The following is a 13906-nucleotide window of genomic DNA, read 5'->3' as shown; positions in this document are numbered from 1 at the left end:
AAACTTTAGATGTAGTTCATCCGTCTATTATAGTAATGAATTTTATGCAGACAGGAAGTGGATGTAAAAGTGAATAATAATAGAAGATATCGACCCCAAAAAACATCCTTCAAACGTGTAGCGGCTTCCATTATTTTAATCATAGCAGTTATTGCTGGATTATACACACTCCTTACAAAAAATGATGAAGCGACAACTGAACCAAATGTTAAAGTGGCTGATGTCCAAAAACCAACTCAGGAAGAACCAAAAGAAGATTTAGATGAGGACACTCCTGAGAAACAAGAAGGATCTGTCACGACGGATGTAAAAGCTGGTATCACGAATGAAGATGTCACAGATGTGATAATGCCTAAAAATGATACATCTGCTATTATTGCGAATGCAAAAACGCAAGTGTACACTGTCTACACAGATTTACAACAAGGATCGGGCTTTCTTTTCAATAAAAAAGGGGACATTATTACAAATGCACATGTTGTAAAAGATGCATCTTATGTATTTGTGACAAATGAGCATGGTCAAGAATTTCAAGGACAAGTAATAGGTATTTCCAAAAAAACAGATATTGCACTAATTCGTGTTCCTAGTTTAGAAGGTAAAGACCCACTTGTACTGGATACTACAAAAGCAAAAATAAATACGCCAGTCATTGCCGTTGGAAGTCCTAATAACAAGGGTGGTACTTCAACAGAAGGCGATATTAAAAGTTTAGACGCCAATTTTACAGATGAATATAATTATTCAAATCTATATGAAATCACAGCAAGATTAGAGCCAGGTTCTAGTGGTGGACCTTTAGTTAATGCGACAACTGGTAATGTTATCGGTATTAACTCCATCATTTTAACGGATAAACCTGAAATTGGTTACGCAATCCCGATCTATTCAATAATGTCACTTATCACCAAATGGGCAGACCAAGACGTCGACATTAAACTAGATGACGAAGAAGATTACGATCATAAGCAGGATGCTTATTTAGACAAAAAATTAATTAAAGACTATATTGATGGCTACTATGAATTATTCCCATACGCTATCAAAGATAAAAATAAAAACTACTACGAAACTTATTTGTTACCAAACAGTAGTGCAGCAACAACAGCTAAAGAGATGATTGCAAACTATTCATCAAAAGATAAAGAGTATCAAGATTTGAAATTTACTTTTGGCGCAGTGCATATTTATGATGATTCTCCGAACATCTCTGATCACTACGCGACAGCAATTATTAACTCGACATACACTTACAAAGACGTTAAAACAGGTACAAAAGGAACGATAAAACAATCCATTGAGTACACAATAATTATTGATGAATATGGAGACTATCAGTTTACAAAAATTAATATCTTATCGACAAATACAGATCTGCCGACATCAGGTTCTGGTGACAAAAAAGAAGAAGATAAAGAAAATGTAACTACGCCACCAGTTGATGACAATGGAAAATCAGATGAAGAGGAAAAAGAATCTGTAGAAACACAAGGTACAGAAACTCCAACTGAAAAACCTGCGGATGAAAAATCAGAAGAATAAGTACCTAAACCTCGAGCCGGCAAAGCTCGAGGTTTTTTTATGTGACATAAGCTTTAAGTTTTAAAAGAGAAGTAAGGATTACTAATTTCAAACATAAAAACCTCTAAGTAAAGGGCTTTTTTTCTAAAAGACCAATACTTAGAGGTTCTAAAATGATTGATTATTTTAAATTAGTTAAAAGTACCATAGCTGTGTAAATAGCGATTCCAGTATCCATTATTGATAGATTGTACTTGAACTTGGCTTCCAGCAGCATGTACGATTTTACCATCACCCATATAAATCGCTACGTGATCGATTGAGCCTCCGCCTTGTGTGAAGAATACTAAATCACCTGCTTGTGGGTTGCTTGTATATCTAGTTTCACTACGTTGTGAACGACTTGTACGTGTAATAGATTTACCTTGTTGTTTGAAAACATATTGTGTAAAGCCGCTGCAATCGAATCCAGAAGTAGTCGTACCACCATAACGGTATGGAATACCAATATATTTAAGGGCTTGATCGACGATGTCGCTACCAGAATCATTACTTGCAGATGCTTTTGTTACGCTCTTTGATGTTTTTGATAGGTAAGCACCAGACATCCAGCCTACCTTGCCGTTTGCTGTAACTTTATACCATGTTTTGTTATCAATTGTTTTTTTAGCAGATGCCTTTACAACAGTGCCTGAAGCAACAGTTGTTTTTACTGTTGAGCTAGTTGAAGCATTAGAACGTAGGTTCAAGCTTGCAGTTGTTTTAAAACGACTATTAACTTTAGTAGCAGTCGGGTTTGAAACTTGAGTTACTTCAACTGTTTCAACTTTTGTATTTTCTTTAGTGTTGTTGTCGTTTTCAGCAGCTTTAGCACTTCCAAAGGCAAATGTTAAAGCAAGTGTGCTTGATGCGATTGCTGTTAATAATGCTTTCATATTCATCAATTCGTCCTCCAACTTTTTCAACAATTTTTTTGTATATAATGTTCAACGATTATTTTGAATTTTAGTTTGTTTGACTAAGTAATACTTTAAAGAATTCAGAAAAGAAACACAATGCTATTTCGTTTACAGTTATATTACAGTTGTGTAACAAAAATGAGGATAAAGTTCTAATGATGAATGGTATTTAAGTCTTTGTTGTTTGAATATTAGTGGGAAATAACTAATTTCTTTTACTTAAAAGTTAAACAAATTATGTAAAGGTTAAATTGGTGGAATATGTTGGATAATTTAAGTTTTTAGCGAAGTGTTTTGTAACATAATGTTACAAAATCTAGTTGTTATTGAAATATTTCAGTGTAAATAGCTTTGAAGTTGTTCAAGAAGAATATTTCAGTATTATGTTCTATACTTTTCCTGGCTTACTTAACTATACAAAAAAGCATTCCCAAGGCAATTTGGATTGCCATGGCAATGCTTTTTTTGACTGTTGGTTTATAACAACAGTGTAGAATACATTTTTTTGCGTATAAGTATCAATCAAGTGAATAGAAACGTTTATAACTATCAAAGTGCTTGGCCCAATAAGGTTCGTTTACTGAAGAGACTTGAACATGTGTACCTCCAGCATGTACGAATTGACCATTACCAATATAAATGCCTAAATGCGAAATACCAGTTTGATATGTATCACGGAAAAATACTAGGTCACCTACTTGAGGAGTATTGATATAGTAAGATCTAGCTTCATAACCGGCAGCGTTTGTACGAGTCATGGAAAGGCCAGCATTATTAAATACATAGTGAATGAAACCGCTACAATCAAAACCTGCTGGTGTTTGTCCACCCCAAACATAAGGTGTATTTTGTAAAGATAGACCTAAGCTAACAGCTTTTTGTTTAATTTCATTTGTTGAAACTGTTGGTGCTGTTGGTTTAGAAACATTTGTTGTATTTTCCTTATCTTGTTGGATAGTAGAGTTCGAGCTGTTTTTGACTTTTAATGTTTGTCCAACACGAATTAGATCAGAAGTTAAACCGTTCCAAGATTTCAATTGTGTTATCGTTATTCCGAATTTATAAGCAATGCCAGATAACGTATCACCAGCTGCAACTTTATAGGAAGTAGCATTAACATTTGTTGGATTTGATGGTTTAGTTGTTGTATCCGGCTTGGGTTTTGTAGTATTACCAGTTGGTTTACCTGCGTTTGTCGTTGTAGTAGGGATTTTAATCTTTTGTCCTACAAATATAAGATGATCCTTTATATTATTTGTTTTTTGAAGGGCACTGACAGAGACTTTATATTTTGTTGAAATCTTTGAAAGTGTGTCGCCTTGTTTCACTTTATAAGTAGCTGTATTACTAGATGGAGAAACTGCATTTGTATTCGCTGTATTAGATGGTGCTTTAGATGTTTGGGTAGATACTTTGCCGGAAAGTAGCAGTTTTTGTTTTGGATAAATTATATCTGATTTCAAATTATTCGACTTTTTTAATTTAGTGACTGTTGTGCCATGTTTAAGTGCGATTGTGTATAAAGAATCACCACTCTTCACCGTATAAGTGTTTGAGCTTGCTTCTGTCGATTGACTATTTATACAAAGTGCGAGTGCACCTGTAGCCAAAATGGAATAGGTAGCTTTTTTCACAAAAATCACTCCTCTTTATATTTCAAATTGTCATCCCTGTTCTTTGTACCCTCATTCTATTGAAAAAAAACAGAGAAAACAATGAAATTAGTAAAAAGGGGTAATAAGATAGTGATTAATTTATTAAAATGCGCAAGATTCTAAAGTAATGGTCATTTAAAACTATAAAAACCCTTGTTGTGAAAATAACAAGGGTTTTTATGACTAATTAAAAATAATAAAATTATATCAATAGTAATAAAAATAAACTATTTAACTATTTCAAGCCTAAATGAGTTTTTAATTCTGCTGATACATCCTTAAGTTCCTTCTTATTCATCATATAATACCAAATACCATGCATCGTCTGACCTTGCCCCTTATTAAAATAGAGTTGTTCAATCGAATTAATCGCTTCTTTATGATTTTTTTGTAGCTCCATCATTTGTCCAAATGTTAAATTAGTTGAAATATTGTCACCAAGTGCATTAAAAATATCTTTATACTTCCATAGACTACTAACAGAAGCTCCTTCTTTTAAAATTCCTTGTATGAGTTGTTTTTGTCGTTCTTGGCGACCAAAGTCCCCATCAGGATCTTCCTTCCTCATACGTACATATGCGAGTGCATGTTCACCGTCTAATTTTATTTCCCCTTTTGGAAAACTATAACTTTCTTCCTTGAATGCGAGCATATTATGCACCGTAATACCTCCAACAGCATCTACAATATCTTGGAAGCCTTCCATGTTCACTTCCGTTACATAATCAATTGGAATATCAAGTAAATTTTCAACTGAGGCCATTGCCATTTTGGTACCTCCAAAAGCATATGCATGATTCAACTTATCGCTCGTCCCGTACCCAATAATTTTAGTATAAGTATCTCGCGGAATACTTAGCATTTTCGTACTTCCTTCATTAGCATTAATCGTTAGTACAATAATGGTATCAGATCGTCCTTTATCATTTTCTCGTTGATCTACTCCTAATAGTAAAATGGAAAACGGCTCTTTTTTCTCTAAATTGACTTTTTCCACCCTCAAATCGGATTTATCTCGATTAATTTCTACGTGCACACTCTTTAAATTCGAAGACAAATTAGCATATACGTTCCATCCATACAGCCCAATTCCTAAAATAATTAGGCCAATAATCCACGGCCATTTTCTTTTTTTCTTCTTCTTTCCTACCGGTACATCCATTGGTATATCACCTCCAAAAAGTGGGATTCGATTATTCTATGTATACTCGCGAGTTATTTCGACAATTCCGTCGATTATCAAACTTACTTGAAACGATGAAATTATACAAAATATCACAAAACATAAAAGTTATCGACAAAAGCAATTTTAATTATCGACTTGCCGAAGATTATGTCGTAAATAGTAGTGTGGTTACATGGCGACTATAAGAAATATCAATTAAGTTTTCAATTTTTATTTGTTAAATGCCGTCATTAGATTAGTTTCAAAACAACATGGAAAGAGCTTTTAACAATATATCTAAATAATAAAAAGCTCGCATTTCTTATGAAAAGGAGCTTTTTTTGATATCACTTTCGACGAATTAGTGTTTGCTGTTTATTAAAACGTAAAGATAAAATAATCGAGGCTAATCGTTGCTGTTGCTCTTTAACTGTATGTAGGGAAACATCCAGTATGACTATTTCGCCGTGATCGAAATAAAGAATTGTCTGTCCTTTACCATATTCCTCATAACGATAATTATGATAAAACACCCATACACACTCAGGGTGATAAAGTGATCGTGTCGGGTACGCGTAAATACCTTCGCCGATATAAAGTGGTAGTTTTTTTGAATAGCCGAGAAGTTCCTTCACTGCATCTATCCGACCTTGAAAAGTGGAACCATAGCGAATACAAATTTTTTCGAGTAGCTGAATAGGCGTTAAAGTCGAGTGTAAATATCCATCTCTAGTCATTACCTTCGACTTCACTTCTCCTTCAAATAAGGGGGATAAAACGAATGAATTGGTAGTGATTAAATCTAAATCCTTATCAAACATCATCAAACACCTCGCATTTTCATCCATCATACGAAAATAACCAATGTAAATCAACATAATATTGTATAATTTCCAAATATTATAAATTATTAATGGATTTAAGATAGGGTAAACATTAAGTTTGTTGTATCAAACGTTAACTTTAGACATTCGTCCTGAACGATAATTCAATATACGATAAGCAATACCCGGGAAAACAAAGTGTTGTGCACAACTAGAAAGGCCATCTAATGGACCAATTTGAAATTGTTTTAGCACAATTTGAACCAATGATTACAAGTGTTATGAACCGCTGTCGTATTTATCGAGATCAAGAGCTATATAGACAAGCAGCACGTATCGGACTTTGGAAGGCGTGGACAAAATATGAAGACAGTCGCGGTGATTTTGCTCCATATGCCTACCGATGTATTCAAGGTGCTGTTTTAGATGAATTGAAGAAAGAATCGCGCAATGAAGAGCGTAATATACCTGCCGAATCAGAGACGTTAGAAGTGCTAATAAAAAACTACCGTGTAGAAGACTCAGATATCCATATACTTGATACTATATTAGAATCGTTACCGACGAAGGATTTACAGTTACTCATCCTGTTGTATATAAAAGGATATAGTTATGGCGAATTAGCTGTTATGGAAGGACTTACAATAGGCGGTATTAAAAAAAGGAGAGATCGTATTATGAAGCAGATACGAGAAGAAAAAATGAAAAGTCGTAAAAAAGTTAAGTAAGGGGAAGCGAAATTTTATAGAAGTCTATCAGTTTACCGTGGTAAATGTCGAAATTAGCAAATTTCTTGGCGGAATTTAAAGAGACTCTGCAGAAAATGTCATGGATAATTGAACTCAAGAGTACAGTTGTAGAAGAAATCTTAATTTGAAGTGGGAGTCTGGTGTCGAACTGAATAGATTTTAGTGATATGCATTGATTTGTTAAGAAAAGCATACAAATTTTTTTAAGGATATTTGTTTCTTCACGAAAACGCATGAATTTGAATTCATGCGTTTTCAGTATTGAGAAGGAAAAAAAGAAAGTAACTGTAATGTAATTTAATGATGTAATACATTTGTAAAAGAATTGAAAGTAGTAAAAAGTAGTAAAAATAACCTCAATTTGCGAATAAGTTAGTTTTTTTATGTTTTTTTATAGGTAAACGTATTTACGTGAAGCATATAGAGTAGTATTATAAACTCCATAGACATAAAGCGTTTTCATAATTGGGAGGAAAGAAATTGAACGTTCAAAGCATTATTCGTAATCTAATAGTAGAAACACCATCTATACCTGGTAATTTGGCAAAGGTTGCTACAGCAATTGGCACAATTGGCGGAGATATTGGTGATATTAAAACAATGAAAATCGGTACATTATCTACAGTTCGTGATATTTCATGTACTTGTGCAGATATAGCTCAGCTCAATCAGATTGTCGATGCGATTAATAATATTGATGACAATATTCACGTTCGTTCAGTATCGGATGACGTCATGAAAGCTCACGAGGGCGGAAAAATACATATGACGAGTCGTATTGACGTGCGCTCATTAAGTGATTTACGTCGTATTTATACACCAGGTGTGGCGAATGTTTGCCAAGAAATTCAACGAGCACCTGAAAAAGCACATTATTACACAAGTATTGGTAATACTGTTGCCATCATTACAGATGGTACAGCCATTTTAGGTTTGGGGAATATAGGACCAGTTGCAGGTATGCCAGTGATGGAAGGGAAAGCTGTATTGTTTGATCAATTTGCTGGTATTAGTGGTATTCCAATCTTACTCGATACAAGCAATCCTGATGAAGTAGTTGAAACCGTAAAACATATAGCAAAAGGCTTTGGTGGTATTTTGTTGGAGGATATTGGTTCTCCGCATTGCTTCGAAATTGAGGAACGTCTAAAAGCTGAGCTACCAATCCCTGTTATGCATGATGATCAGCATGGAACAGCTGTTGTTACTTTAGCTGCAGTAATATCAGCTTGTCGTTATGCAGGAGTTGAATTGAAAGATGCTGTTGTTGGTCAAATTGGTCTCGGAGCAGCAGGACTGGCAATTTGTCGTATGCTAATGGCTTATGGCGTTAAAGAAGTATGTGGCACAGATCCGCAAGAAAGTGCCTTAGTCCGTTTGCGTAGTTTTGGTGGAACGGTAGTAGGGTCAGTTGAAGAAACGATGGCAAAATGTGATATTGTCATTGCAACGACAGGAGTATCAGGTCTGATTCAACCATCAATGGTGCGTGAAGGACAAATCATTTTGGCTCTTTCAAATCCATACCCAGAAATTACTCCTGAAGATGCAATTGCTGCTGGAGCTTCATATGCTGCAGATGGTCGCCTTGTAAATAATGTTCTAGGTTTCCCGGGGATTTTCAGAGGGGCATTAAATGCCAATGTTAAAAGTATTACGTACTCAATGTTATTAGCTGCCGCTAATGCCATTGTAGATGCAACGCGAAACGGTGACCTTGTACCACACCCACTAGATCCAAACGTCCATAAATCGGTGGCAGAAGCTGTTGAAAGAGTAGCTTTAATAGAGATGGCACATATAGATTAATAACAATAGACCGCTTATAAAGCGGTTTTTTTGTATAAAAAAAAAGCATTTCGCAACTGCGAAATGCTTCTTTTAAGGGAATTTTATTTTTTCTCTAAATCCTCAACAGAGAATACACGGCCATATGCATCTTTATAAACAATATGTTCACTACTTAATTTTGTAGGGGAATCAAGTCCTGCGGCAGCTGCTACACGGAAAAGTCCTTCACGCATTGAAACAATATAGTTCGTCACACGGTATTTTTTTTCATCGACAATCAGACCATTTTGCAACTTTGGATTCGTTGTTGCTACACCTGCTGGACAATCATTTGAATGACAGCGTTGTGCCATAATACAGCCAACTGATATCATAAAGCCTCGCGCGATATTGATTAAATCTGCACCTAAAGCTAGCATAACAGCTGCACGGTCAGGTGTTATGATTTTTCCTGATGCGATAATCTTCACACGATCACGTACACCATGACGAACCAATGCATCTTGTAATAACACTAGGCCAGAGTGGATAGGTAGGCCAACACCATCAGCTAAATCTTGGAATGTAGCACCAGTACCACCTTCAGCACCATCAATTGAAATGAAATCCGGACCTTTACTAGATTCCTTCATATAAGCAGCTAATTCATCCGCATCTTGCGGGCTACCTACAACAATTTTAATACCAACTGGCAGACCACCGTGCTCTCTAATCTTTTCAATGAAGTCAAATAGAGTAGGGAAGTCATCAAATTGACGGAAGCGGTTTGGGCTATTAATCGTGACAAATGGTTCAATATTACGGATACTAGCAATCTCTTCTGTTACTTTTTCCGCCTCAACGTGACCACCACGTGTTTTAGCACCTTGAGCCAATTTCAGTTCAAATGCTTTTACATGAGGCATGGCTGCTTTTTCAGCGAGCTTATCCCAACTGAATTCACCATCTTTTGTACGATAACCAAAGAGACCTGAGCCAATTTGAGCAATTAAATCCGTTTTACCTGCTAAATGGTGCTCTGAAATACCACCTTCACCGGTGTTCATCCAAGAACCTTTGGCCATACCAATTCCTTTTGATAACGCAGTGATAGCATTTTTACCAAGTGCACCGTAACTCATAGCAGATTGACCAACTAAGCTGCGAACGTGGAAAGGCTCACGGCAATTAGCGCCGATTACAACAGCATCATCTTCTGACAATAACCATGGATTGATATCAACTTCTTCAGTGTGCTCTTTACGTGAAAATAGATTATCAGCATCCATTACATATTTTTTTGTAGGAATACGTTCTTCTGCATCTACATGTAATTCATCCACTTGTTTCGTAAACATTGCATTACGAATATAAAATCCTGCCTCATTAAAATCACGTTTTGAGCCGAAGCCAATAACGTTTCCTAAGTATTTCCCAGGTAATACAATATGTAAAAAATCTTCACGATTAAACGGTTTCGCTGCATGATCATCGTCAAATAAGTATTGACGGAATTCAGGTCCTACCTTTTCAAGAATATATCTCATTCTTCCTAGAATAGGAAAGTTTCTTAGAATAGCATGTTGCTTTTGATGACGGTCAAGGAAATATAAAAAGACTACTGAAATTAATGGAATAACAACTAAAACGACTAGCAATATGAGTAATATAGAAGAAATACCTTCAAACCACCCCATATGCGTCACACCCCTTTTTTATAAAAAAATCTTAATCTATATCAATAACTTATATAACATATCACAATTTGAGATAGATTCAAGGGGTGGAAAATAGATAAATAATGCAGAAAATAATGATTAATCAAAATAATTAATTAATTTAAGTTTTATTAACACGAAAATACCCAGAGCTTTGTGCTCTGGGTATTTTTGTGAAAAGTATCTTATTTTCTTGTAAATAATGAAATAATCCAACCAATGATTGTGCCAACTATTGCAGGTACTAACCAACCAATACCTTCTGCGTAAAGAGGTAAGTGGCTTAATAGATCTGCGTAAGCTGGGATATCCATTTTTGCTGCATGTAAACCGTCATATACACTAACTAGTGCAGTAGCGATTAATGCAACAGTGTAAACAACTGGTGCACCGTTAAAGAATTTATCGATTAAAGCTAAGCTCATTAACACGATGGCAATTGGATAGATAGCTAAAAGTACTGGTAAAGAGATCGAAATTAGTTGCTCTAAACCAAAGTTCGAAATAGCAGTACTGAAAACCGCGAAAATAAAAACAAAAGCTGGATACGGAACTTTAGGGAAAAGTTTTGTAAAGAATTGAGATGATGCTGTTAATAAACCGATTGAAGTAGTTAAACAAGCAAGTAGGATAACTGCTGACAATAGAATATTACCAAAATCACCGTAAAGAATGTTTGCAGATTTTGCAATAATTTCAGCACCACTACCTTGTGCACCAATTGTTTGGAAGCTTGATGCTCCAATATAACCTAAAGAAATATAAACTAAAGCTAAACCAGCTGCGGCAATAAATGCAGCGAAAATAGTTGTTTTAACAATCTTTTTATTATCTGTTACACCTTTAGCATGTAATGCTTGAATAATGACAATTCCGAATATTAAAGCAGCTAAGAAGTCCATAGTTAAGTATCCTTGTAGGAAACCTTCAGTAAATGGCTGCGTAGTATATTTACCAACTGCTTCACCAGGACCGTCCATTGGTGTAATAATACTTTTTGCTGCTAAAAGAGCAATTACTAATAGAAGAATTGGTGTAAGGATTTTACCAACACGGTCAACTAATTTCGTTGGGTTCAGTGCAAAGAATGTTGTTATTCCGAAGAAAACGATTGTAGAAATCAATAACGGAATAGAAGATTCACGCATCGCGTCTGATAAAAATGGTAAGACACCAATTTCATAAGATACTGTACCAGTACGTGGTATTGCGAAGAATGGTCCAATTGCCAAGTAGACGATGGAAGTAAAAACGACCCCAAATATTGGGTGAACTTTACCGGCCATATCTTGTAATTGACCACCAGCTTTAGCAACAGTGATGACCCCGATTAACGGTAAACCAACTCCAGTTATTAAAAAACCAAACATTGCTAGGTTGAATGATTCACCGGCTTGTTGACCTAATTGTGGAGGGAAGATAATATTACCTGCACCTAAGAATAATGCGAAAAGCATTAACCCTACTGCAACTTGTTCCCCGAGAGATAAAGATTTGTTCTTCATAAAAAAGACTCCTTTAAAAATTTACTTGCGTAATGGTTTCATCTATGAAAGCAAAACACTAATTTTTTCTTTAGGTAAATAAATATTCTTTGTAATCTGAAAATTCTAATTACAAATGTTATAAAAGTTCCTAAACAACTTTAACATGAATAAGTTAAGAATGGAACCTTAAAAAAAGACAAGCTAGTAGGATTTTTCTTAATCCAGCGCTTTATAGTATTAAAGCGCTTTCATTTCACGGAAAATATTTATGAATATAGTGTAAAGGGACTGTTAATTATTTGTAAAATGAAACTTTTAGTCTATTTTTTGTGCTAGATTGTCATTAAGGAGGGGTATATATATGTTTAAATGGAATAAAATGGACTTGAGAAGGAAGTATTTTCTTTCACTTAGTATTACTTTACTATTGTTTGCCATTATGACAGTCACACTCACTTTTCAAGTAAATGAGAATAGAAAATGGTCTCAAGAATTAGATAGTTTATCAAAGAGCATCAATGACATAGATATGTTATCAAAGGAATTTAGTACATTATATATTGCAATCATCCATTATGCAGGAGATCCGATAGCTAAGCATGATGCCTCGTATGGCACATCGATGTCTACTCTTGAAAGTTTACTAAAAAAATCAGGAGATGTTGTGCAACCTGGAAACTTGGAAGCAATCGGAGTGGAACTAAAAAGGATTAATGAATTATACATAAAGCGTTTGAAAGTATCAGTTGAGAAAAAAGACAATATTGCAAAAAGACGTCAACTAAATTCAGTTTATCAATCGTATGACAATATAGAGAAAAATTTAGACACAATCCGTGCTGGAGCATCAACTGAACGGGAGCAAATACTACAAAATATGAATGAAAGTCAACGAAGAACTTTAATCGTATTATGTGTGTCATTCCTACTGGCGGTAGCCATTTCGACCGTATTAATGATGATCACAAATCGCCAAATTCGCCAACAACTTGAATTAGTTGCACAAACAGCGGATAGTATTTCTAAAGGTAATTTGAACGTTGCAGAATTACCTATTCATACGAATGACGAGATAGGACAAGTATCGACAGCGATGAATCATATGAAGCATCAACTTGTAGAAATGTTGCAAATAATTAAATCGTCAGCACATGAAATATCGAATGACAGTCATGTACTACAAAATTATTCAGTACAATCTTTAGAAGGATCAAAAATAGTATCAGTCTCACTTAAGGAGTCTTTGCAAAATGCAAAAGCACAGCAATATTCATCAGATGGTATTGTCGCTTTTATGGAACGCTTTTCAAATAATTTGCAGCAAATGGTTGGGCAAGTAGAGCAACTGTCAACACAGGGGCTTCAAGCTGAACAATATGTAGAAGATAGTAGTGTTTCGATGACTGAAGCTGTCAGCAAAATGATGGGGTTACAGCAACTTTTAATAGAAGCAGAACAAGAAAGAATACTTTTGCAAAAGCGTACTGATGAAATTGTCCGTGTCTCTCTATCGGTAAAACAAATTGCGAAACAAACGCATTTGTTAGCACTGAATGCGGAAATTGAAGCGGCACGCTCTGGTGAAGCAGGGAAGGGGTTCGCAGTTGTTGCAGAGGAGGTCCGTAAGTTAGCGGAAGAAGTTTCGAATGCTGCTCACAATATTCATAATTTGTCCGATGATATAACTGTACAAGGTACAACAATGGCGAATACTTTTAACGCGGGACTCATAACATCAGAAGAAAGTGCAACAGCAATTCAAAAGGCAGCACAGCAAATGACGATTATCATACAATATATAGGCGATACACGTGAACAATTTAAAGCGATATCCAGACAAATACAAACTGTAGAAAAAGAAAAGGAAAGTACGAAAACCTTGATTCACCAGTTAAATGACGCTATTTTTCAAAATACTGAGCATATTGAAGAGACGACATTGTTTTTAAGCGATAATCTATCAACTATAGAACTATTGTCGGCACGTATTCATGATGTTTCTGATCAAGTGATGACAATGCGTCAATCAACAACGAAGTTTGAGATGTCTAGTTAAGT

10 protein-coding genes are annotated in these 13906 nt (G+C 35.2%); 4 read left to right on the top strand and 6 right to left on the bottom strand.

All coding sequences use genetic code 11. The annotated features are described in order from the left end of the window. The first annotated feature begins 69 nt into the window (after positions 1–69). Positions 70–1542, top strand: coding sequence for a S1C family serine protease (locus MKY02_RS18610; protein WP_038179887.1), 1473 nt, complete (start codon positions 70–72; stop codon positions 1540–1542). Positions 1543–1712: 170 nt separating this feature from the next. Here MKY02_RS18610 and MKY02_RS18605 read toward each other — a convergent pair whose 3' ends face one another. The 4 genes from MKY02_RS18605 to MKY02_RS18590 form a co-directional block, all read right to left on the bottom strand. Beyond that, on the bottom strand, positions 1713–2462 hold the full coding sequence (locus tag MKY02_RS18605) for a C40 family peptidase (protein WP_076034132.1): 750 nt from the start codon (positions 2460–2462) through the stop codon (positions 1713–1715). 536 nt (positions 2463–2998) lie between these two features. Next, positions 2999–4114 (bottom strand): C40 family peptidase, encoded by a 1116-nt coding sequence (locus MKY02_RS18600; protein WP_038179767.1) that lies wholly within the window; start codon positions 4112–4114, stop codon positions 2999–3001. 256 nt (positions 4115–4370) lie between these two features. After that, complete coding sequence (locus MKY02_RS18595; protein WP_038179765.1) at positions 4371–5297, bottom strand: LCP family glycopolymer transferase; 927 nt, start codon at positions 5295–5297, stop codon at positions 4371–4373. A 350-nt stretch (positions 5298–5647) separates the two neighbouring features. After that, entirely contained in the window at positions 5648–6124 is a 477-nt protein-coding gene (locus tag MKY02_RS18590; protein ID WP_340711601.1) for a competence protein ComK, read from the bottom strand. A 227-nt stretch (positions 6125–6351) separates the two neighbouring features. On the opposite strand from MKY02_RS18590, the gene MKY02_RS18585 reads away from it, so the two are divergent. Then, positions 6352–6852, top strand: a complete 501-nt coding sequence (locus MKY02_RS18585; protein ID WP_038179764.1) for a sigma-70 family RNA polymerase sigma factor — start codon at positions 6352–6354, stop codon at positions 6850–6852. Positions 6853–7353: 501 nt separating this feature from the next. Next, the gene (locus tag MKY02_RS18580) at positions 7354–8682 is read left to right on the top strand and encodes an NAD-dependent malic enzyme (RefSeq protein WP_038179762.1); all 1329 of its coding nucleotides are present in this window, start codon (positions 7354–7356) and stop codon (positions 8680–8682) included. 83 nt (positions 8683–8765) lie between these two features. On the opposite strand, the gene MKY02_RS18575 is transcribed toward MKY02_RS18580, so the two are convergent. Both MKY02_RS18575 and brnQ read right to left on the bottom strand, forming a co-directional pair. After that, positions 8766–10340, bottom strand: a complete 1575-nt coding sequence (locus MKY02_RS18575) for an FMN-binding glutamate synthase family protein (RefSeq protein ID WP_038179760.1) — start codon at positions 10338–10340, stop codon at positions 8766–8768. A 206-nt stretch (positions 10341–10546) separates the two neighbouring features. Next, entirely contained in the window at positions 10547–11866 is a 1320-nt protein-coding gene (brnQ, locus tag MKY02_RS18570; RefSeq protein WP_038179758.1) for a branched-chain amino acid transport system II carrier protein, read from the bottom strand. A 343-nt stretch (positions 11867–12209) separates the two neighbouring features. On the opposite strand from brnQ, the gene MKY02_RS18565 reads away from it, so the two are divergent. Then, a complete protein-coding gene (locus tag MKY02_RS18565) occupies positions 12210–13904 on the top strand; it encodes a methyl-accepting chemotaxis protein (RefSeq protein WP_038179756.1) in 1695 nt (564 codons plus the stop codon). Positions 13905–13906 lie beyond the last annotated feature (2 nt).

The sequence above is a fragment of the Viridibacillus sp. FSL R5-0888 genome (genome assembly GCF_038009105.1).
Classification (GTDB): domain Bacteria; phylum Bacillota; class Bacilli; order Bacillales_A; family Planococcaceae; genus Viridibacillus; species Viridibacillus arenosi.
This window is presented reverse-complemented; position numbering and strand designations above follow the sequence as displayed.

Excerpts from the sequence above, each read along its gene's own strand:
- MKY02_RS18565 (WP_038179756.1), top strand. The coding sequence starts at position 12,210 with ATGTTTAAATGGAATAAAATGGACTTGAGAAGGAAGTATTTTCTTTCA.
- MKY02_RS18585 (WP_038179764.1), top strand. The coding sequence starts at position 6,352 with ATGGACCAATTTGAAATTGTTTTAGCACAATTTGAACCAATGATTACA.
- MKY02_RS18575 (WP_038179760.1), bottom strand. The coding sequence starts at position 10,340 with ATGGGGTGGTTTGAAGGTATTTCTTCTATATTACTCATATTGCTAGTC.
- brnQ (WP_038179758.1), bottom strand. The coding sequence starts at position 11,866 with ATGAAGAACAAATCTTTATCTCTCGGGGAACAAGTTGCAGTAGGGTTA.
- MKY02_RS18605 (WP_076034132.1), bottom strand. The coding sequence starts at position 2,462 with ATGAATATGAAAGCATTATTAACAGCAATCGCATCAAGCACACTTGCT.
- MKY02_RS18595 (WP_038179765.1), bottom strand. The coding sequence starts at position 5,297 with ATGGATGTACCGGTAGGAAAGAAGAAGAAAAAAAGAAAATGGCCGTGG.
- MKY02_RS18590 (WP_340711601.1), bottom strand. The coding sequence starts at position 6,124 with ATGATGTTTGATAAGGATTTAGATTTAATCACTACCAATTCATTCGTT.